The sequence below is a fragment of the Caballeronia sp. Sq4a genome, assembly GCF_023170545.1.
In the GTDB taxonomy this organism is placed as follows: domain Bacteria; phylum Pseudomonadota; class Gammaproteobacteria; order Burkholderiales; family Burkholderiaceae; genus Caballeronia.
On the sequence record NZ_CP084251.1, the window covers coordinates 484,199 to 504,092 of the forward strand.

A 19,894-nucleotide genomic window follows, 5' to 3' on the forward strand; every position below is an offset into this window, starting at 1 on the left:
ACGTGCTAGCAGCCCGCCGCGCTCGCGAGGTTCGGCGGCTTGGCGGCGCGTTCGGCGTACCACTTCTCGCTGGCGTCGCGCAGCGCGGTGCGCAAGCCTTCCTCGACAACCGGGTGATAGAACGGCAGCTTCAGCGCGTCGTCGAGCGTCAGTTCGAGCTGGATCGCCCAGGCGAGCAAATGGCCGACGTGCTCCAGCGCCGGGCCGCAGCCTTGCGCGCCGCGCAGTTGGCCGGTTTTCGCGTCGGCGTAGACGTGCAGCAGGCCGCGGTTCTGGCGCATGACGCGGCTGCGTCCCTGCGTTTCGAACGACACCGCGCCCGTGACCGTCATTTGCTTGTCGAGCGATTCGTACGACGCGCCGACGACAACCACCTGCGGCTCGCAGAACACGATCGAGAACGGAATCTTGCGCTTGACCGGCTGCACGTCGGGGAAACGCGCGGCGTTTTCGCCGGCGAGCTTGCCTTCGTCGGCGGCGTCCTGCAGCCACGGACGCGTGCCGTCGCAGTCGCCGGCAAGGAAGATCGCGCTGTCGCCGCACTGCATCGTGGATTCGTCGAAGCGCGGCACGCCCTTTTCGTTCAGTTCGATGCCGGCGTGTTCCAGCGCGAGCGGCTTCAGATTCGGCGCGCGGCCCGTGGCGGCGAGCACGAGGTCGAACTGCTCGGTGCGCGTGGCGCCGTCGCGTGACTTGAAGCGCAGCGTCGGGCGGCCGTCTTCCAGCGACATGTGTTCGATGTCGCCGTCCGGATCGAGATAGAACTCGTCGGCGAGCGCGGCCGTGAGCGCGTCGCGCACCGGCGTGTCGGACAGCGCCGCGACGCTGCCGTTGTTGCCGAACATGAAGACTTCCACCGACAGTCTCGCGAGCGCCTGTCCCAGTTCCAGCGAGAGCGGCCCGGTGCCGAACACGGCCATGCGTCTGGGGAGCGTGCGCAGTTCGAAGAGATCGTCGCTCGTGATGAGCTTGTCGCCGAAGACTTCGAGCTCGTCGGGCACGCTCGCCGCCGCGCCCGTCGCGATGACGATGCTTTTCGCCTCGACCCGCGTGCTGTCGCCGACGAGAAGTCGCCCCGGCGCTTCGAAGCGCGCCTGTCCGCGCAGCAGTGACCCGTCCGGGAACGCGTCGATTTCCTCGACGATGCCGCGCACGAAATGATCGCGCTCCCGGCGCACGTAATCCATGACGCGCGCCGAGTCGGCATCGAGCGCATGCGTGCCTTCGATGCCGCGCGCCGCGAGCGAGCGGGCGTCGTGCAGGCCGTTCGCGGCGGCGAGCAGCAGCTTCGACGGCATGCAGCCGACGCGCGCGCACGTCGTTCCGAGTTCGCCGCTTTCGATCAGCACCGCCTTCGCGCCCGCATCGCGCGCCGCGCGAAACGCGGCCATGCCGGCCGTGCCCGCGCCGATCACGGCGACGTCCACTTTCACAGAGTCCATAGGCGAATCAGCCGTTGTCGGCGAAACCCGGATACAGCGTCATGCCGCCATCGACGAAAAGCGTCGTGCCGACGACGTAATCGCTGTCATCGGACGCGAGCCACACGGCGGCGCGGCCGATGTCGTCGACCTCGCCGATCCGTCCGTACGGCACGAGCGTCAGCAGGCGGTCGAGCGCTTCCTTCGAATCCCACGCGTCCTGGTTGATCGGCGTGCGGATCGCGCCCGGCGCGATCGAATTGACGCGAATGCGCTGCGGCGCGACTTCCTGCGCGAGCGACTTCATCAGCATCTGAATGCCGCCCTTGGACGAAGCGTAGTTCACATGTCCCGCCCACGGAATCACTTCGTGCACCGAACTCATGCAGATGATCTTGCCGAGCGCCTTCGACACCGGCCGCGGCCCGCGCCGCAGAAACTCGCGCACCGCGCGCTGCGCCGTCAGGAATTGCCCCGTCAGATTCGTGTCGATGACCTTGCGCCACTCGTCGAGCGTCATATCGACGAATTTCGCGTCCTGCTGCAATCCGGAATTCGCGACGACGATATCCACCGTGCCGTAGCGCTTCACGACGGCGTCGAACATCTCGTCGACGGCTTTCTCGTCTGACACGTCCGCGCCGACGGCGAACGCCTCGCCGCCGAGCGCCGCGATCTCGTCGGCCAGCTTTTCAGCCGGCTCCGCGTGCGAGTGATAGTTGATGGCGACGTGCGCGCCGGCGTCCGCCAGCGCCTTCGCGACGCCCGCGCCGATGCCGGAGCTGCCGCCGGTCACGAGTGCGATCTGGCCTGCGAGGGCTTTTTGCATGAGGCTTCCTGATGTCGGTTGATCCGATGTGAAGCCGCAGCAAGGTGCGCGCCCGACATGCGACGCATTCTCACGCGCCGAGCAGTTGCCGGTAGACCTCGGCGTAACGTTGCGCCGCCGTCTCCCAGCCGAAGTTCTGCGTCATCGCGCGCTTGACGACCGTCTTCCACTCGGTGCGCCGCGCCTTCAGCGCAAATGCACGGCGAATCGACGCGACCATGCCCGCGCGCTGGAATCGGTCGAAGACGAAGCCGGTGGCCGTGTCGTCGGCGAGATTTTCGAGCGAGCAATCGACGACCGTATCCGCGAGGCCGCCCACGCAATGCACAAGCGGCAACGAGCCGTAGGCGAGCGCGTACAACTGCGTGAGCCCGCAAGGTTCGAAGCGCGACGGCACCATCACGACGTCGCTGCCCGCGATGATCGAATGCGAGAGCGTTTCGTCGAAGCCCAGCTCGACCGCCACCGCGCCCGGATGCGCGGCCGCGGCGTTCTTGAGGCCGGTTTCGAGCGCCGGGTCGCCGGTGCCGAGCACGACGAGCTGCCCGCCGCGCTGCACGATCTCGGGCACCGCCGACAGCAGCAGATCGATGCCTTTCTGCTCGGTGAGCCGGCTGACGACGCCGAAGAGCAGGGCGTCGTCGTCGCGTTTCAGTCCCATGCGCTCCTGTAGCGCCGTCTTGCACTTGCTCTTGCCGGCGGGCTTGGCGGCGGTATAGCGGGTGGCGATCGCGTCGTCGATAGCGGGGCTCCAGATCGCATAGTCGACGCCGTTCAGAATGCCGCTGATGTCGTGCGTGCGCGTTTGCAGCAGGCCGTGCAGGCCCGCGCCCTGCGCTTGCGTCTGGATTTCGCGGGCGTAGGTCGGGCTGACAGTCGTGATGCGATCCGCGTAGTACAGGCCGGCTTTGAGGAACGAAGTCTGGCCGTAGAACTCGACGCCTTCCACCGCGAAGAAATCGGCCGGCAATTGCAGCGCGCCGAACTGCGACGCGGGAAAGACGCCCTGATACGCCAGGTTGTGCACAGTCATGACGGTCGGGACGCGCGGCGCGCCGCCACGCTCGAGCGCGCGCAGATACGCGGGCGCGAGGCCCGCGTGCCAGTCGTGCGCATGGACGATATGCGGCCGCCACGCGGGATCGGCACCCGTCGCGATACGCGCGGCGCTCCAGCCGAGCAGCGAGAAGCGGCGGTCGCTGTCGGCGTACGGCTTGTGCGACGCGTCCAGATACGGATTGCCCGGCCGATCATAAAACTGATCGGCGCGCACCACATACACCACGACGCCGTGCGGCTGCAACACGCCGCGTTCGAGGCGCACGTCGCCGACGCCGAACGCCGCGCCGAGACTCGTCACCGGCTGGATATCGGAGAGCCCGGCGATCACGGCCGGAAAGCCGGGCAGCACGACGCGCACGTCCGCGCCGAGTTGCGATTGCGCGGGCGGAAGCGCGCCGACCACATCGGCGAGGCCGCCGGTTTTCAGAAGCGGAAACATCTCTGCTGCGACATGCAGCACGCATACGGTCATCGGCGCTCCCGTCGATTATGGTTGACTGCGTTATCGGGCGAGCGGCGCGCCCGCCCCCGGTCCGGCCTGGACTTGCGATCAGCGCTCGGCGAGCCGCGCGAGCGCGTCGCGCGTGACGAGCGTGACGCCCGACTCGGTGCGGAAGAACCGCGCGGCGTCTTCTTCGGGATCCTCGCCGATCACGAGACCCTCGGGCACCGTGCAGCCGCGGTCGATCACCACGCGCTGCAAGCGGCAACTCGGGCCTACCGTCACCTGAGGCAACAAGACTGCCTCATTGATGTTACAGAACGAGTGCACGCGCACTGCCGACGAAAACACCGACTTCGACACCTGCGAGCCGGAAATCACGCAGCCGCCGCAGACCAGCAAATTCGTGATCGCGCCTTGCTGGCCGTTCAGGTCGCGCACGAACTTGCCGGGCGGCAGCTGCTCCTGATTGGTCCAGATCGGCCACTTGCGATCGTAGAGATCGAGTTGCGGAATCGTCGACGCGAGATCGAGATTCGCGGCCCAGTAGGCGTCGACGGTGCCGACATCGCGCCAGTAGGCGGGCGCGTTCGGATCGTTGTCGGAGGTGACGCAGGACATGCCGAACGGATGCGCAATCGCCCGGCCGCTCGTCACGACGCGCGGAATGATGTCCTTGCCGAAATCGTGGTCCGTGCTCGACGCGGCGATGTTCTCTTCGAGCAGTTGATACAGATACTTCGCGCTGAACACATAGATGCCCATGCTCGCGAGCGCGATGTCGGGCTTGCCCGGCATGGCGGGCGGATCGGCGGGCTTCTCCAGGAACGCAGTGACGCGGCGGTTCTCGTCGACGTGCATCACGCCGAAGGCCGTCGCTTCCATGCGCGGCACTTCGATGCAGCCGACCGTGCAGTCCGCGCCGCTCTCGACGTGGTCGAGCACCATGCGCGTGTAGTCCATCTTGTAGACGTGATCGCCCGCGAGCACGATGATGAATTCCGGCGCGATCGACCGGATGATGTCGAGGTTCTGGAACACGGCGTCGGCCGTGCCGCGATACCAGCTCGAATCGACGCGCTGCTGCGCCGGCCAGATGTCGATGAATTCGTTGAACTCGCCGCGCAGGAAACCCCAGCCGCGCTGAAGATGGCGCAACAGCGAATGCGCCTTGTACTGCGTGACCACCGCGATGCGGCGAATGCCCGAATTGAGGCAATTGGACAGCGCGAAGTCGATGATGCGGTATTTGCCGCCGAAGTGGACGGCGGGTTTGACCCGCTTGTCCGTGAGCGGCCCGAGACGCGTGCCGCGACCGCCGGCGAGGACGATTGCGAGCGTGGACTTCTGCAAGTCGGTGCGATTCTTTGACGGCGTCTCCATGTCGGCTCCTGATTTTGACCTGCGTCTGTTGATGTCGTGTGGATGCTAGGCGGTGCTTCGATCCTCGAGGGTTGGCGGCCGCTGCGTCGGACGGTGCGCGCGTTGATGTTCGTAGCATTATCGGCGCGCGTTCGAATCCTGCGGGGCTGGCGTTCGAATTTTTGTTGCCGGCAGGCATTGGTCGTCGAGCGCACTGAGCAAGGCATATGCCAGAGCGCGTATCGCGAAGTGCGGGGTGTGACGCGGCGGCGCTGTTGCATGCGCGCGACTGGACAAAATGCGGCGCCGCAATTTATAACGAGCACGCGATGCCGCGCGGGGCGTTGGCGCGGCACAATACACAATGGCCCGCCGGATCGACTTTCACCGCCGTCTCACAGCCTCCTTGCAAGCCCGGAAATGACAACATGAACAATGTCCTGAGTATCCAGTCGCACGTCGTGTTCGGGCATGCGGGCAACAGCGCGGCGGTGTTTCCCATGCGGCGGCTCGGCGTCAACGTCTGGCCGCTCAACACGGTGCAGTTCTCCAATCACACGCAATACGGCCGCTGGACCGGCGGCGTGGTGGATGCCGAGGAATTGCAAAGCGTGATCGAAGGCATCGGCGCGATCGGCGTGCTCGCGCGCTGCAACGCGGTGCTCTCCGGCTATCTCGGCGCGACGGAGCAGGGCCGCGCGGTCGTCGAGATCGTCAAGATGGTGAAGGCCGTGAATCCGCGCGCGCTCTACTTCTGCGATCCGGTGATGGGCGTGGAGGGCGGCTGCACGGTCGCGCCCGGCATCGAGGATTTCCTCGTCACGACGATGCCCGAAGTCGCCGATGCGATCATGCCCAATCACAACGAGCTTCAGAAGCTCACCGGGCGGACCATCGAGACCGTCGAGGAAGCCGTCGATGCCTGCCGCGAAGTCATCGCGCGGGGGCCGCGCGTCGTGCTCGTCAAGCATCTGCTGGATCGCAACAGCCGCGCCGATACGTTCAACATGCTCGCCGTCAGCGCGAACGAGGCATGGTTCGCCCAGCGGCCGCTGTATCCGTTCGCGCGGCAGCCGGTCGGCGTGGGCGATCTCACGAGCGCGGTGTTCGTCGCGCGCACGCTGCTCGGCGATTCGCTGCGCAACGCGCTCGAACACACGCTCGCGGCCGTCAACGCCGTGGTGAAGGCCACCTACGAGGCGGGCCGCTACGAACTGGAGATCGTGGCGTCGCAAGACGAAATCGCGAAACCGACCGACCGCTTTCCCGCCATTCGCGTGACCGGTAACGCGCCCGCCGCTGCCCGCTGAAGATCAGGCGGCAGCCGCTGCCGCCATCGCCCTGAAGTTCTCGGGCGTAGCGAACGCCAGGTACTCGGCCTGCATCTCGGGCGTGAGGAATTCGAGCATCGTGGCGTTCTCGATCCATAACTCGATCACGTCGAAGAAATGGTCGCCGCGCGTGCAACGCACGGCGCGCCAGCCCTCGCGCTCGCCGATCGCCAGCACGTCGGCGGCGCTGCGCTGCGTCGCGATAGCCATATGGAACGCGCTGTACTGCGGCCGCTCGACCGTGCCCGCGCCGTAGCTCACGCTGGTTTCGTGTCCGCCGCCGGGCGTGATCACGCGATCGCTCGGATAGACCTCGATGATGCTGCCGCGCTCGTCGCCCGCAACGGCCATCCATGCATCGGGAAACGGCGAGAAGGGCGCGGCGAAGCCGTCCCATAGTTCGGCGAGCACGTGCGCGACGTGCTTCGGGTCGCGGGCGGGAATGGACGCGTGAAAGATCATGTGAGCACTCCGGTAGAGAGCGGCGCGGTTGCATGAGGCAATGCGCGTGGATGCTTTCACGCGGCGCCAGTGAGTGTCAATTAGCGTTGTCCGCGACATTGCGGATTAATACTTTGTTTTGTCTTCCGGATTCGTTTTGTCTCGTCATTTGAATGACTAATAGCCGCGCGATAAACCACGAACGTTTAATAGCCCGACAAATACACTTGCGGCAATTAGCCTTGAACGTTACGCTTCGTTCCACCAGCGATTTATCCATTCGCAGGTGCACGTTTCTCCATTGCTCAGAATCTTTGAGCCATTACAAAACAGCGCCCGTCAGGGCGTGATTCTGTGGCCAGTGCTTGCGTCGGGCTAATTCGACCGCATGCAAAAGCCATATAGGCAAAACTTGCGCGCATGAGACCAGCGCCTCCGAGCGAAACACCCGTTTCGCCCGGTCTTATGTCGTGCGCGACGTTTTGTTTGCTCGATTCACGCAGAAGGCATGCATGCGCATGTCATCGCGGAGCGTTGTGCGCCTGAAAACGCATGCCGCAACGAATTCATTTAACGATAGGCGGAGTTGAGACATGGAAGGAAAACATACTCATTGGATTAGCGCCCTCGCTTCGGCGGCCGCGTTGGTTTTACTTGCCGGTTGCGGCGGCGGCGGTGGCGGCGAAACGACTTCGAACGGAGCGGGCACGACCACGACGACGAGTTCGGGCGGAACCTCATCGTCGGGCGGCGGTTCGACCAGCACCACCCCGACGCTCGCCGCCGCGACGCAAGTCCTTGATGGCACGGCGCTCGGCGCGGCGCAATGGGCGAGCGGCTCGACCGCGAGCGGCGGCACGGGCCAGCAGGTGAGCAGCCTCAACTGCACGGTCGCGGGCAATACGTACAGCTACTCGCACCTGTCCATCTATCAGAACGGCAAACAGCTGGCGTTGCCCGCGAATATCGGCACCGTCGCGCCGACCATGGCGTTGCAGACCGGCTGCGTCTATCCGGTGCATACCGACGACAACACCGGCAAGATCCGCATGGATGAAACGAGCAATGCGTCGTACACGCTCGGCCAGTTCTTCGCCGTGTGGGGGCAGCCGCTTTCCTCGACGAACGTGGCGGGCATCACCGGGCCGGTCACCGCATGGGTGAACACGGGCGGCGCGCTTCAACAGTACACGGGCGATCTCGCCGGTCTCGTCCTGCCGCAGCACGGGGAAGTGACGCTTGCCATCGGCACGCCGCCCGCGCAGATTCCGACCTACACGTGGATCGATCCGCCGGCGTTCAACAACAATCCGGTCACGCTGGTTTATGGCGGCGTCGTCGGCGATACGGATGCGTGGGGGATCGGCGGCACGGCGACGGGCACGACCATCGATGGCATCACTTGCGCCGCGGGCATGGCGGAGACGTTCCACGTCCACGCGCACGTCGCCATCATCAAGGATGGTCAGTGGCTGCGATTCCCGAAGCAGATCGGCATTCCGGGAAGCTGCAACTACGAGATGCACACGCATGACCAGACCGGCATCGTCCATATCGAAACGCCGAACGTGAAGACCTACACGCTCGGGCAGTTGTTCGACATCTGGGGCCAGCCGCTCACGACGACGAACGTTGCGGGTATTCAGGGCAACGTCGTGGTCTATATCAACGACAACGGCGACTCGCGGCGTTATCTGGGCGATCCGCGCGATATCGTGCTGACCTCGCATCGCGATATCACTTTCCAGATCGGCTCGCCGGTCAGCGCGCTTCCCACGTACTCGTGGCAAGACGCGAGTACTCAATAAGCAATAAGCGTCGCCGGAAACGGCGTCGACACAAGCGGGCGGCGTTCGGTGAACGCCGCCCGTTTTCATTGCGCCGGGCAAAAAAAGCCGCCCGGGGTAGGCGGCGAGAGCGCGTCCGTTGCGAGACTGTCCCGAACGGGGGAACGGACGCGTGAGGAGACAACGGGATGCAGGTGAGTATCGCAAGGCCGCATGGCCGACTCAACCGGCATTTCGAAGCACTGCGTTTCGCGTTGGCGGGATTATCGCGATCCGCGCTGTTCTAGCGGTGTCCGTCGCCGAAGCCGGATGCGTTCGAAGCGAATCAGCACTCATTCGACGGCATCAGACGCGGATAGCCGGGCTGCGCCGAATCGATCGTCGTGACGCATGCGCCCGGTTGCACGTCGAGCGTGCTGTCGATTTCCCGCTTCGCGCCGTCGCGGGTCTGCACGCCGTAGCGATACACCTTCGCGGTCTGCTCCGGCGCCTTGTCGAAGAGGCTCGTCAGATCGAAGCTCAGTCCAGCGCCCGCGCCGATGCCGCTCCAGCCGCTGCCGCCCACGCCGCCGCCGCCGACGCTCACCGCCGGCCCCGAAGACGCCGCCGCGCCGGTGGCGACCGTGGTCAGGTACTGCTTGTCCGCGATGCGTCCGTTGGCGAGCCGGGCGTCGGCGGGAAGGGCGCCGGATGCGCCCGGACCGCTTGCGCACGCCGCAAGCAGCGCGCATGCGACGACGACGCCAGCCAGCGCCGGGCATTTGACGATGCGTTGATACGATTTCATTGCAGCCTTCATTGAGCTTCTGAAAACCCCCGGTTCGACGTCGAGCGTCTGTGCCGCAAGAGCCGCGAAGCATCGGACAAAAAAATGCCGCCCGAAAAGGGCGGCGAGCCGATGTATCGACGGCAGCCGGCATGCGCGGCTGAGGGAGGCGCGCGCGCCGCGGTATGGTGCAGCAGCGCCGTGCCTATTTGAACCAGACTCCTCCGATTCCGCCAGCCGCCGATTCAATCGCGCAGCAGGAAGTCCACGATGGCGTCGCAGACGCGGCCGAACATCTGCGTGCCCGTGACGGTCGGACAGCCGCGAGCTCGGGCGGCTTCGATGAACGGCGTGATGGGCGGCTTGGTGACGACATCGCCGACGAATGTCGTCGCGGGGAGGCGCGATACGTCGAAGGGCAGCGGATCGCCTGCCCGCATGCCGGCTGGCGACGCGTTCACGACGATGTCGTGTGTCGGCGCGTCGCCGTCATCGGCGATGCTCACCGCGCCGCGTCCCAGCGATGCGAGCCGCGAGACGAGCGCGCCGGTGCGCTCGGCATCGAAATCTCGGATGGCGAGCGACGCCACGCCGGCCTCGATCAGCGCGTGACCGATGGCCGAGCCTGCGCCGCCCGCGCCGATCAACAACGCGCGCTTGCCAGCCGGCTCGCAGCCTGCGTCCGCGAGCGCGGCAACCATGCCGACGCCGTCGGACATGCCGCCGTGCCACGTACCGTCGGCATTGCGTCGGAGCATGTTGGTCGCGCCCAGGAACGTCGACTCGTCGGTGAGCGTGCGGCAGTACCGCGCGGCGCTGAACTTGTGCGGCACCGTGATGATGATGCCGTCGACGTTCTGCATCGGCGTCACGCCGGCGAAGAAGGCGTCGAGATCGGCCGGCGCGACGTGCGCGGGAACGACGATCGCGTCGCGGCCGGCCGCGCGCATCGCCGCCGTGACGCCGGAGGGCGAGCGCACCTGCGCGATCGGATCGCCGACGATGAAATACACGCGGGTCGCGCCGCTCAGGCCCGCATCGAGCGATGCGGAAAAGGATGTGTCGGGCGCCATGCGTCGGGTCTCTCCGTTGGACGCGCGGGGGAGCGCGCGGGCCGATGTAAAAAAGCGTGGATGGCGAACTGTAGTGGAGATTGAAAACGGCTTCAATGAAGTCCACCTTTAGAAGCAACTAACGGTTGAGCCGCTGCGCCTCCGCTAAGTTTTGGCGCTATCTGAAGATGCCGCGCGACCGCCGCTTCGAACACGCGATGGCCGAAGTGCATCGCTATATTCGCGCGCTCATGGCCCGTGCGCGCGAACGCATGCAGCCACAGGAGGAGCCGCGCAATCTGCTCGAAGCGATGCTGGTCCTGCGCGACGCGCCGGGCGCCGACATCACCGACGACGACGTTGCAGCCAACGTGATGACGCTACTGGTGGCGGGCGAAGACACGACGGCGACGTCGATTGCCTGGGCGCTGCTGTTTCTCGGAACCGACGATGCGCTCCAGGCGCGCGTGGCCGCCGATGCTCGTCACGCGCTCGGGGACGCGCCCGTGTGCCCGACCTACGACGCGATGCGCGCGCTCGATTCGTGCGAAGCCGTCTGCACCGAGGCGAGCCGCCTGCATCCGGTCGCGCCGTATTTGTCGTTCGAACCGCTGGAGGACGTGCAGTTGTCCGGCGTGCGCTTGCCGGCGGGCACCAAGATGTTCATGCTGAATCGCCCGGCCATGCTGGACGCGCGCCATTTCGCCGACGCCGCGCGCTACGACCCGCAGCGGTGGCTGCGCGATCGTCGGCGAGATGGAGACTCGGACGCGCCGACGCATGAACCCCGCGCCTGGATGCAATTCGGCGCGGGGCCGCGCGTGTGTCCGGGGCGGCATCTGGCGTCGGTGGAAATGCGGCTCGTCGCGTCGATGCTGATGGCGAACTTCGTCGCGCGGCTCGCGACCGATCCGGCGAACATCCACGAAGTCTGCGCCTTCACGATGGTGCCGAGCGCCATGCCGATGCGGCTTCAACTGCGAGATAAGCCTGTCGCGTCTCACTGAGCGTCCGGTGCGGACGCCGGGACCGCGGGCACGCCGCCTCCGGTGGCCATCCACAGTACTTCGGCGTCCTCTTCGCTCGTGGAGATTGCCGCGTGCCCGGTACGGCTGTCGAAGTAGATGCTGTCGCCGGCGTTCAGATGCGTAGGCGCGTAGAGTTCCGAGTACAGGCAGACGCTGCCGCTGATCACATACAGAAACTCTTCGCCTTCGTGACGGCCCCAATCGTCGAAGGCGTCGAGCGTGTGCGCGGAGATGCGGATGCGAAACGGCAGCATCGCCTTGTGCGCGAGCTCGGTGGCGAGCAGTTCCATCTGATAGCCGCGATACGCGTGGCGCTGGCCCTGATTGCGGCGCGTGAGCGCGCGCCTTCCGCTCGCGCTCGGCGCGCTCGTGTTGCCGAACAGTTCGCCCAGATCGATGCGCAAGCCGCGCACGATCTTCTGGAGCACGTCGAAAGTGGGCGACATCAGCCCGTTCTCGATCTTGGAAAGCGCCGAGCGCGACACGCCGCACAAGCGGCTCGCCGTCTCCAGCGTCATGTCCTGCGCCACGCGCGCCTGTCTGACGCGGCGGCCGAGATCGGCTGCGGACTGCTCGGGGGCTTGGCGGGTCGGTAGGGTCGTCATCACGATGCGAGGAAATTTTGTTTCCGATAATAACATCGACGCGATCGTCGACGGCGCCGCCGTCGAGCCTGCGCGCCTCGGGAGAACCCGTATATTGGCGGCATTGTGACGCGAGGCATCCGCGCGTATAGTCTCTCGCAACCGCGCGAAGTTTCTGATCAGAAACACGTCGGCGCACCGTTCAACGCAGCAGTACGAGAGGATTCCACCGTGGACGCTCAATCGATTCTTTCCGACCTCGGCATCGCAGGGCTCGTCGAGGACGGCGATCTCGCCGTCACGTCGCCGATCACGGGGCAGGTCATCGGGCGCGTGAAGCGCCACACCGCCGCCGAGGTCGACGCCACGCTCGCCCAGGCGCGCACTGCGTTCGCTCACTGGCGCAACGTGCCCGCGCCGCGGCGCGGCGAACTCGTGCGGCTGCTCGGCAATCGCTTGCGCGAGAAGAAGACCGCGCTCGGGCGGCTCGTCTCGCTGGAAGCGGGCAAGATCCTGCAGGAAGGACTCGGCGAAGTGCAGGAGATGATCGATATCTGCGATTTCGCCGTCGGCCTGTCGCGGCAGCTTTACGGCCTGACGATCGCATCGGAAAGACCGGGGCATCGCATGGCGGAGACGTGGCATCCGTTCGGCGTGTGCACCATCATTTCCGCGTTCAATTTTCCGGTCGCGGTCTGGTCGTGGAACGCGGCGCTCGCGCTCGTGTGCGGCAATGCGGTCGTGTGGAAGCCGTCGGAGAAAACGCCGCTGACCGCGCTCGCCGTGGATCGCATCTTTCGCGAAGCGCTCGACGAATTCGGCAGCGCGCCGCCGGGACTCGCAGCAGTCGTGATCGGCGACCGTGACATCGGCACGCAGCTCGTCGCGGACAAGCGCTCGGATATCGTCAGCGCGACGGGCAGCACGGAGATGGGCCGCGCGGTGGGCGTCGAAGTCGCGCGCCGCTTCGGCCGCTCCATTCTCGAACTCGGCGGCAATAACGCGGGCATCGTCTCGCAGACGGCCAATCGCGATCTCGCGCTGCGCGGCATCCTCTTCTCGGCGGTCGGCACGGCGGGCCAGCGGTGCACGTCGCTGCGGCGTCTCTTCGTGCATGACAGCATCTACGATGAAACCGTCGCGCGTCTCAAAGACCTGTACGCGAAAGTGCCGATCGGCAATCCGTTGAACGACGGCGTGTTGATGGGACCGCTCATCGACGTGCAGTCGTTCGCGCGCATGCAGGACGCGCTGGAACAGGCGAAGGGCGAGGGCGGCAAGGTCTTCGGCGGCGAGCGCGTGACGGTCGAAGGCTGCGAGAACGGCTACTACGTGCGTCCCGCGCTCGTCGAGATGCCCGCGCAAACCGAAGTCGTCCTAAAGGAAACGTTCGCGCCGATTTTGTACGTGATGCGCTACCGCGATTTCGACGAAGCCATCGCGCTGAACAACGCGGCCGTGCACGGCTTGTCGTCGTGCGCGTTCACCACGGACCTGCGCGAAGCCGAGCGTTTCCTGTCCGCGTCGGGCAGCGACTGCGGCATCGCGAACGTGAACATCGGGCCGAGCGGCGCGGAAATCGGCGGTGCGTTCGGCGGCGAAAAGGAAACGGGCGGCGGACGCGAATCGGGCTCGGACGCGTGGAAGGCCTACATGCGCCGCGCGACCAACACGATCAACTACTCGTCCGAATTGCCGCTCGCGCAGGGCATCGACTTCAATCTCGGCTGAAGCATTCAACGCAAACGACTGCGACGGGGGCGGCGTGGCTCAACAGATAGTGATCGTCGGTGGCGGCGTGATCGGGAGTTCGGTCGCGTATTTCTTGCGGGCATCGGACCCGGGCGTGCAGGTCACGGTGATCGAGCGCGATCCGACCTACGCGCGCTCGTCCTCTGCGTTGTCGGCGGCATCGATCCGCCAGCAGTTCTCGACGCCGCTTTCGGTGCGCATGTCGCTGTTCGGCATCGAGTTCCTGCGCGACATCGGCGAGCGGCTCGAAGTGAACGGCGAGCGGCCGTCCATCGATTTGCACGAAGGCGGTTATCTCTTTCTCGCGACGCCGCGCGGCGAAGACACGTTGCGCGAGAATCACGCGATGCAACGCGCGCTCGGCGCCGACATCACGCTGCTCGATCCCGCCGCATTGCGGGCGCGCTTTCCGTGGCTCAATACGGACGACTTGGCGGCGGGCGCATTCGGCGAGCGTGGCGAGGGCTGGTTCGATGGCTACGGCCTCGTGCAGGCGTTGCGACGCAAGGCGCAGTCGTTGGGCGCCCGTTACGTGACGGCGGACGTGACCGGCATCGAACGGGAAGGGCGGCGAGCGACGCGCGTGCGCGCATCGAACGGCGAAGGGTACTCATGCGATATGGTCGTGAATGCGGCCGGCGCTTGGTCGCGTGCCATTGCGGCGATGCTCGGCATCGACCTTCCGGTACACGCGCGGCGGCGCAGCATCTTCAATGTGTCGTCGCCGGCGAAGCTCGACGCGTGTCCGCTTCTGATCGACCCGACCGGCGTCTATTTCCGTCCGGAAGGGCGCACGTATATCTGCGGGACGTCGCCATCGGCGGATAACGACCCCGACGACCTTCCGCTCGACGAAGTGGACCACGCCCTTTTCGACGACGTGATCTGGCCGACGCTCGCGCATCGCGTGCCGCAGTTCGAGGCGTTGCGGGTCGAGCGCTGCTGGTCCGGCTATTACGAATACAACGTGCTGGATCAGAACGCGATAATCGGCTCTCATCCGGCCATCGACAATTGCATCTTTGCAAGCGGCTTTAGCGGACACGGCCTGCAGCACGGCCCGGCAACCGGTCGCGGCGTCAGCGAACTAATCCTGAATGGCCGCTATACGACACTCGATCTAGCGCCGCTCGGTTGGGCGCGTGTCATGGAAGGCCGGCCGATCGTGGAGAAAAACGTCGTATAGGGAATGTTGTTTTGTACGTCGCGAATACGCTTTAAGCGGACACTCTTTAAATGATCGACACCGTCTTTCCTCGCGTCTATCGATGAAATCCACTAGGGCCAGTTGGCCCGAGGAAGCGCATGCTGAATATGTCTCGATTATTCGAGTGTAAACAGGAGGCAAAAGATGGATGCTCGATCCAATACGCAACACGCGCATTTTGCAGAATGGATGGACGACCAGCAGGCACCGGGCGACTCGACTGCAACGGCTTCTCACCGGTCTAGTCAGGTGTGCGCCGAACCGGAATATGTTGCCGACGTATGCGGCCGTTTCGCGGGAGAAAAAACAGAAGAGGAACAAAAGTCCTGCGTGGTTCGCGGATATAACTAAGCGTTTTGCACTACGATTCGTTGCGCGGCAATTCGGCATTCGAGAATGGGCGCGCAGCGAATATCGATAGCCAAAGGCAATTCGCACCGAACGGCGGATTTGCGTATCGTAAAAGACGCGCAGTCGTCGCGGTCGGTTCGCCACATTCCATCGTTACAAAGCATTGCGCCGACGCAAGAAGAAAACAGTGCGTCGCTCGAATCCGTTTTCTTTCTGAACGCCTACGCTGGCGCATGCGGATCTGTCCGCATGAAACGCCTGACCGCGCCTTTGCGCGTCTGCTACGCGTATCGACTGGAGCGCCGTATGATGCACGTCGATGAACACGCGGCAGTCGAGCCACGATTGCCGCCTTCCCTGTCCACTGTTTCGTCGGAAATCGACGACCGTGCGCATCGCATCGACTCGCCTGCGCGCGGACGCTCGTTCATCGACGCGCGCAATGACGCGGACCGCCTGCGCCGGGCACTCGCGGCCTCGACGTGCGTGATGGTCGCGTGGTCGCTCTTCGAAGTGCCGTGGGAAATCGACGCCGACAGCCGCGGTCAACAGATCGCCGCCGTGCTGACGGCCAAGGCGCTCCTGATGCTGATCGCGGGGCTTGCGCTGCGCGGGCGGCGCTTCGCGCGCTATCTGCTGTTGTTCGTGTGCGTCACGAGCGTGCTCGCCATCGCGCCCGAACTGCCCGGCGAGTTCGGGCATGCGCCGTGGCTCGCTATTCTTTCGACCGTCGAATGCCTGACGAAGCTCGCCACGCTGACGCTCATCGCGCTTCACCTCAAACCTCGTCTGCGCTGAACCTGCGTCGTCCTTGCCGGGGCCGGCGCGCGCAGGCGCGGCCCTGCGATGGCACAATCCTCCCAAGCTCAAGAGTCGACGCGACGAAGAAGCTCTGACGCAGGGAGGCGCACAGTTGGCGAATCTGGATCTCGACAATCCTTTCCTCGAAGCACTCGGCGCGACACTGACCGCGTGGCGCGACGGCTACGCGGAATTCACGATGCCGATACATGCGGGCCATCTCAACCGCCAGCGCATCTTGCAGGGCGGCGCAATTGCCACGCTGCTGGATGCCGCCTGCGGCTACACGGGTCTCTTCACGACGGCATCCGCGCCCATTCACGGCTTCACGCTCTCGCTCACGGTCAATTACCTCGATCGCGGCATCGGCGATAAGGTCGTGGCCAAAGGCTTTCTCGAGCGCAAGGGACGCTCCGTGTACTTTGCGCGCGGCGAGGCGTGGGTCGACGATCGCGTGATGATCGCGAGCGCGCAGGGAACCTTCAAATACGCGCGCTGAACGGTCATGGCGCTCAAGAACCTGCTGCGGCGTCTCGACCTCACGACGCTCCAGCTCTTTGTTGCGGTCTTCGAGGAAGGCACGCTCACCCGTGCGGCGGATCGCGAGGCCATCGCAGTGTCGGCGGCCAGCAAGCGGCTTCTGGAACTGGAGCAGGCCGTCGGCGCCGCGCTTTTCGAACGCAAGGCGCGCGGCATGGCGCTGACGCCCGCCGGCGAGACGCTGCTGCATCACGCCCGCCGCGTGCTGCGCGATGTCGAGAACATCGGCATCGAACTGGCCGAGCACGCGAGCGGCGTGCGCGGCTACGTGCGCATGATGGCGAACCTCTCGGCCATCGTGGAGTTCTTGCCGGAAGACTTGCGCGCCTTCTCCGCCGCGCACGGACAGATCAAGATCGATCTCGAAGAACGGCCGAGCGGCGGCATCGTGGATGGCGTGCTGGACAGCCTCGTGGATCTCGGCATCTGTTCGGGCGATGCCGATACGCGCGGCCTCGAAAGCACGCATTATCGACATGACCGGCTGATTATCGTCACGCCCGGCGATCATCCGCTCGCCATGCGCGAATGCGTGTCCTTCGCCGATACGCTCGACTTCGATCACATCGGCCTGCATTCGGCCAGTTCCATCAACGCGCGCACGCACCTCGCCGCGCGGCAGGCGGGCAAGCCGCTGCGGCTGCGCATTCACGTGCCCGGCTTCGATGCCGTGTGCCGTATGGTGCAGGCGGGCATGGGCGTCGGCGTCTTGCCGCTCGCAGTGTTCGAGGCGATGGGGCGGCAACTCGGACTCGCCGCCGTTCCGCTGGACGAAGCGTGGGCCGCGCGCAGTCTCATCATCGTCGTGCGGGATGCGACGGCGCTCTCCCCGGTAAGCCGGCTGCTATACGACCATCTTCGTTCGATAGAAGCCGCGCAGCGCTGATCGCTTATCGCTGAGCGCTGAGCGCCGAGCGTTCGCGTTTGACGAACGGTGCTTGCCGAAATGCGGTTGGACGCGGTGCGTGCGCCGCCCATAAGCTTGTCTTCAACGATACATTCACGGAGACAAGCAACATGAGCGGACCGCTTACGGGCATTCGCGTCATCGAGATCGGCACGCTGATTGCCGCACCGTTTGCCGCACGCATGCTGGCCGAGTTCGGCGCGGAAGTCATCAAAATCGAGGCGCCGAATGGCGGGGATCCTCTTCGCAAATGGCGAAAACTTCACGAGGGCACGTCGCTCTGGTGGTATCTCCAGTCGCGCAACAAGAAGTCCGTTTGCGTGAATCTCAAGTCGCCCGACGGGGCGGACGTCATCAAGCGTCTGGCAGCCGATGCGGACATCGTCATCGAAAACATGCGGCCGGGCGCGCTCGAAAAACTCGGGCTCGGCTGGGACGTTTTGCATGCAATAAACCCGAAACTCACGATGGTTCGCATCTCTGGCTATGGACAAACCGGTCCATACCGCGATCGTCCGGGCTTCGGCGCGATCGGCGAGGCAATGGGTGGCATTCGGTATACAACCGGCGACGCGGACGGCACGCCGTCGCGCGTCGGCATCAGCCTGGGCGATTCGCTCGCGTCGCTTCATGGCGTGATCGGCGCGTTGATGTCGCTGCTGCGCGTGAAGACGGGGCAGGGCGACGGACAGGTCGTCGATGTATCGCTCGTCGAAAGCGTGTTCAACCTGATGGAAAGCCTGGTTCCCGAATACGACTTGCTCGGACACGTGCGCGAGCGAAGCGGCGGTGCGCTGCCGGGCATCGCGCCGTCGAACACGTACCGCACGGAAGACGGTGGCTTCGTGGTGATCGCGGGCAACAGCGATCCCATTTACAAGCGCCTGATGAACGTCATCGGCCGCCCCGATCTCGCCGACGATCCCGCGCTCGCTCATAACGATGGCCGCGTGCGCCAGAGCGCGATGCTCGATGAAGCGATCGGCGCGTGGACACAGCATCACGCGATGAACGACGTGCTGGCCGCGCTCGAAGACGCGGACGTGCCGTCCGGCCGCATCTATTCGGTCGCTGACATCATCGGCGACGCGCATTATCAGGCGCGCGACATGCTGTTGCAGGCGAGCTTGCCGGGCGGCGTATCGGTGAAGATGCCGGGCATCGTGCCGAAGCTCTCCGACTCACCGGGCGAAGTGCGCTGGCAGGGCCCGGCTCTCGGCGAGCACACGCAAAGCGTGCTCGCTTCCCTCGGCTTCGACGAAAGCGACGTGCAACGGCTGCGCGCGAAAGGAGCCGTCCAATGACGCGCGATTACAGCGAACGGTTGATCGTGCAGGAAGTCGCGCCGCGCGACGGCTTGCAAATCGAAGCGAAATGGGTCGAGACCGCAGACAAGATCGCGCTGATCGACGGGCTGTCCGCGTGCGGCTTCACGCGCATCGAGGCGGGCTCGTTCGTCTCGCCCAAGGCGATTCCCGCACTGCGCGACGGCGATGCGGTCTTCCACGGCATCCGACGCGCCCCGGGCGTGGTGTACGTCGCGCTGGTGCCGAACGTGAAGGGCGCACAGCGCGCGGTCGCGGCAGGAGCCGATGAACTGAACCTCGTGATGTCGGCAAGCCAGACGCACAATCGCGCGAACATGCGCATGAGTTGCGAAGCATCGCTCGATGGCTTCGCGGAGATAGTTGGGACAACGAATATAAGTCTGAATGGCACGGTGGCCACGGCTTTCGGCTGTCCTTTCGAAGGCCGCATCGATGAAGACCGCGTCGTGTCCATTGTCCGCAGCTATCGCGAGATGGGCATCGAGGGAATCACGCTGGCGGATACGACGGGGATGGCGAATCCTCGTCAGGTCGAGCGCGTCGTATCGCGCGTGCTCGAACATGTTCCGGCTGCCGCGTTGACGCTGCACTTCCATAACACGCGCGGTCTGGGCCTCGCCAACGTGCTGGCCGCATACGACGCCGGCGCGCGACGCTTCGATGCCGCGTTAGGCGGGCTGGGCGGTTGCCCGTTCGCGCCCGGCGCATCCGGCAACATTTGCACCGAAGACCTCGTGAACATGTGCGACGAGATGGGCATTCCGACGGGCATCGATCTGGAGAGACTCATCGCGCTGTCTCGCACGCTGCCTGCGCTCGTCGGCCATGAGGTGCCGGGGCAAGTGGCGAAGGCGGGGCGCAATTGCGACCTGCATCCCGTGCCCGATTGAGTACCCCATCACG

General features: G+C 65.2%; 19 protein-coding genes. 11 read left to right on the forward strand and 8 right to left on the reverse strand.

Annotation, left to right across the window (positions count from 1 at the left end; all coding sequences use genetic code 11):
• Positions 1–5: 5 nt before the first annotated feature.
• The 4 genes from LDZ24_RS16155 to glgC form a co-directional block, all read right to left on the reverse strand.
• Positions 6–1,442 (reverse strand): dihydrolipoyl dehydrogenase, encoded by a 1,437-nt coding sequence (locus LDZ24_RS16155; RefSeq protein WP_248323206.1) that lies wholly within the window; start codon positions 1,440–1,442, stop codon positions 6–8.
• Positions 1,443–1,449: 7 nt separating this feature from the next.
• Positions 1,450–2,250, reverse strand: a complete 801-nt coding sequence (locus tag LDZ24_RS16160; protein WP_248323207.1) for an SDR family oxidoreductase — start codon at positions 2,248–2,250, stop codon at positions 1,450–1,452.
• Positions 2,251–2,320: 70 nt separating this feature from the next.
• Positions 2,321–3,784, reverse strand: coding sequence for a glycogen synthase GlgA (gene glgA, locus LDZ24_RS16165; protein ID WP_248323208.1), 1,464 nt, complete (start codon positions 3,782–3,784; stop codon positions 2,321–2,323).
• 78 nt (positions 3,785–3,862) lie between these two features.
• Positions 3,863–5,137, reverse strand: a complete 1,275-nt coding sequence (gene glgC / locus LDZ24_RS16170; RefSeq protein WP_248323209.1) for a glucose-1-phosphate adenylyltransferase — start codon at positions 5,135–5,137, stop codon at positions 3,863–3,865.
• 407 nt (positions 5,138–5,544) lie between these two features.
• Here glgC and pdxY point away from each other — a divergent pair, with 407 nt between their 5' ends.
• Positions 5,545–6,426, forward strand: a complete 882-nt coding sequence (gene pdxY / locus LDZ24_RS16175; RefSeq protein WP_175941861.1) for a pyridoxal kinase PdxY — start codon at positions 5,545–5,547, stop codon at positions 6,424–6,426.
• 3 nt (positions 6,427–6,429) lie between these two features.
• On the opposite strand, the gene LDZ24_RS16180 is transcribed toward pdxY, so the two are convergent.
• Positions 6,430–6,909 carry a hypothetical protein gene (locus tag LDZ24_RS16180; RefSeq protein ID WP_248323210.1) on the reverse strand — a complete coding sequence of 160 codons (480 nt, stop codon included), beginning with the start codon at positions 6,907–6,909 and terminating at the stop codon, positions 6,430–6,432.
• A gap of 572 nt (positions 6,910–7,481) precedes the next feature.
• Here LDZ24_RS16180 and LDZ24_RS16185 point away from each other — a divergent pair.
• Entirely contained in the window at positions 7,482–8,696 is a 1,215-nt protein-coding gene (locus LDZ24_RS16185) for a hypothetical protein (protein WP_248323211.1), read from the forward strand.
• A 304-nt stretch (positions 8,697–9,000) separates the two neighbouring features.
• Here LDZ24_RS16185 and LDZ24_RS16190 read toward each other — a convergent pair whose 3' ends face one another.
• The gene (locus LDZ24_RS16190) at positions 9,001–9,462 is read right to left on the reverse strand and encodes a hypothetical protein (RefSeq protein WP_248323212.1); all 462 of its coding nucleotides are present in this window, start codon (positions 9,460–9,462) and stop codon (positions 9,001–9,003) included.
• Between the two features lie 224 nt (positions 9,463–9,686).
• A complete protein-coding gene (locus LDZ24_RS16195) occupies positions 9,687–10,514 on the reverse strand; it encodes a shikimate dehydrogenase (RefSeq protein WP_248323213.1) in 828 nt (275 codons plus the stop codon).
• Positions 10,515–10,681: 167 nt separating this feature from the next.
• Between LDZ24_RS16195 and LDZ24_RS16200 the strand changes: the two genes are divergently transcribed.
• The gene (locus tag LDZ24_RS16200; RefSeq protein ID WP_248323214.1) at positions 10,682–11,500 is read left to right on the forward strand and encodes a cytochrome P450; all 819 of its coding nucleotides are present in this window, start codon (positions 10,682–10,684) and stop codon (positions 11,498–11,500) included.
• Here LDZ24_RS16200 and LDZ24_RS16205 read toward each other — a convergent pair.
• On the reverse strand, positions 11,494–12,126 hold the full coding sequence (locus LDZ24_RS16205) for a helix-turn-helix domain-containing protein (protein ID WP_248323215.1): 633 nt from the start codon (positions 12,124–12,126) through the stop codon (positions 11,494–11,496). The genes LDZ24_RS16200 and LDZ24_RS16205 overlap by 7 nt on opposite strands.
• 210 nt (positions 12,127–12,336) lie before the next feature.
• Here LDZ24_RS16205 and LDZ24_RS16210 point away from each other — a divergent pair, with 210 nt between their 5' ends.
• The 8 genes from LDZ24_RS16210 to LDZ24_RS16245 all read left to right on the forward strand — a co-directional run bounded on the left by LDZ24_RS16210 (position 12,337) and on the right by LDZ24_RS16245 (position 19,881).
• Positions 12,337–13,836, forward strand: a complete 1,500-nt coding sequence (locus LDZ24_RS16210; protein WP_248323216.1) for an aldehyde dehydrogenase family protein — start codon at positions 12,337–12,339, stop codon at positions 13,834–13,836.
• Between the two features lie 34 nt (positions 13,837–13,870).
• Entirely contained in the window at positions 13,871–15,043 is a 1,173-nt protein-coding gene (locus LDZ24_RS16215) for an FAD-binding oxidoreductase (RefSeq protein ID WP_248323217.1), read from the forward strand.
• 165 nt (positions 15,044–15,208) lie between these two features.
• Complete coding sequence (locus tag LDZ24_RS16220; protein WP_175940671.1) at positions 15,209–15,415, forward strand: hypothetical protein; 207 nt, start codon at positions 15,209–15,211, stop codon at positions 15,413–15,415.
• 249 nt (positions 15,416–15,664) lie between these two features.
• Positions 15,665–16,213, forward strand: a complete 549-nt coding sequence (locus tag LDZ24_RS16225) for a hypothetical protein (RefSeq protein ID WP_248323218.1) — start codon at positions 15,665–15,667, stop codon at positions 16,211–16,213.
• A 115-nt stretch (positions 16,214–16,328) separates the two neighbouring features.
• Positions 16,329–16,715: a PaaI family thioesterase gene (locus LDZ24_RS16230; RefSeq protein WP_206468431.1), complete on the forward strand. Its 387-nt coding sequence runs from the start codon at positions 16,329–16,331 to the stop codon at positions 16,713–16,715.
• Positions 16,716–16,721: 6 nt separating this feature from the next.
• The gene (locus tag LDZ24_RS16235; RefSeq protein WP_248323219.1) at positions 16,722–17,642 is read left to right on the forward strand and encodes a LysR family transcriptional regulator; all 921 of its coding nucleotides are present in this window, start codon (positions 16,722–16,724) and stop codon (positions 17,640–17,642) included.
• A gap of 131 nt (positions 17,643–17,773) precedes the next feature.
• Positions 17,774–18,967: a CaiB/BaiF CoA-transferase family protein gene (locus tag LDZ24_RS16240; protein ID WP_248323220.1), complete on the forward strand. Its 1,194-nt coding sequence runs from the start codon at positions 17,774–17,776 to the stop codon at positions 18,965–18,967.
• Positions 18,964–19,881 (forward strand): hydroxymethylglutaryl-CoA lyase, encoded by a 918-nt coding sequence (locus tag LDZ24_RS16245; RefSeq protein ID WP_248323221.1) that lies wholly within the window; start codon positions 18,964–18,966, stop codon positions 19,879–19,881. Before LDZ24_RS16240 ends, LDZ24_RS16245 begins: the two co-directional genes overlap by 4 nt.
• Positions 19,882–19,894: the final 13 nt, after the last annotated feature.

What these genes read in the sequence shown, in the direction of transcription:
- LDZ24_RS16155 (WP_248323206.1), bottom strand. Translation starts at nt 1,442, where the DNA reads ATGGACTCTGTGAAAGTGGACGTCGCCGTGATCGGCGCGGGCACGGCC.
- LDZ24_RS16160 (WP_248323207.1), bottom strand. Translation starts at nt 2,250, where the DNA reads ATGCAAAAAGCCCTCGCAGGCCAGATCGCACTCGTGACCGGCGGCAGC.
- glgA (WP_248323208.1), bottom strand. Translation starts at nt 3,784, where the DNA reads ATGACCGTATGCGTGCTGCATGTCGCAGCAGAGATGTTTCCGCTTCTG.
- glgC (WP_248323209.1), bottom strand. Translation starts at nt 5,137, where the DNA reads ATGGAGACGCCGTCAAAGAATCGCACCGACTTGCAGAAGTCCACGCTC.
- pdxY (WP_175941861.1), top strand. Translation starts at nt 5,545, where the DNA reads ATGAACAATGTCCTGAGTATCCAGTCGCACGTCGTGTTCGGGCATGCG.
- LDZ24_RS16180 (WP_248323210.1), bottom strand. Translation starts at nt 6,909, where the DNA reads ATGATCTTTCACGCGTCCATTCCCGCCCGCGACCCGAAGCACGTCGCG.
- LDZ24_RS16185 (WP_248323211.1), top strand. Translation starts at nt 7,482, where the DNA reads ATGGAAGGAAAACATACTCATTGGATTAGCGCCCTCGCTTCGGCGGCC.
- LDZ24_RS16190 (WP_248323212.1), bottom strand. Translation starts at nt 9,462, where the DNA reads ATGAAATCGTATCAACGCATCGTCAAATGCCCGGCGCTGGCTGGCGTC.
- LDZ24_RS16195 (WP_248323213.1), bottom strand. Translation starts at nt 10,514, where the DNA reads ATGGCGCCCGACACATCCTTTTCCGCATCGCTCGATGCGGGCCTGAGC.
- LDZ24_RS16200 (WP_248323214.1), top strand. Translation starts at nt 10,682, where the DNA reads ATGCCGCGCGACCGCCGCTTCGAACACGCGATGGCCGAAGTGCATCGC.
- LDZ24_RS16205 (WP_248323215.1), bottom strand. Translation starts at nt 12,126, where the DNA reads ATGACGACCCTACCGACCCGCCAAGCCCCCGAGCAGTCCGCAGCCGAT.
- LDZ24_RS16220 (WP_175940671.1), top strand. Translation starts at nt 15,209, where the DNA reads ATGGATGCTCGATCCAATACGCAACACGCGCATTTTGCAGAATGGATG.
- LDZ24_RS16225 (WP_248323218.1), top strand. Translation starts at nt 15,665, where the DNA reads ATGAAACGCCTGACCGCGCCTTTGCGCGTCTGCTACGCGTATCGACTG.
- LDZ24_RS16235 (WP_248323219.1), top strand. Translation starts at nt 16,722, where the DNA reads ATGGCGCTCAAGAACCTGCTGCGGCGTCTCGACCTCACGACGCTCCAG.
- LDZ24_RS16240 (WP_248323220.1), top strand. Translation starts at nt 17,774, where the DNA reads ATGAGCGGACCGCTTACGGGCATTCGCGTCATCGAGATCGGCACGCTG.
- LDZ24_RS16245 (WP_248323221.1), top strand. Translation starts at nt 18,964, where the DNA reads ATGACGCGCGATTACAGCGAACGGTTGATCGTGCAGGAAGTCGCGCCG.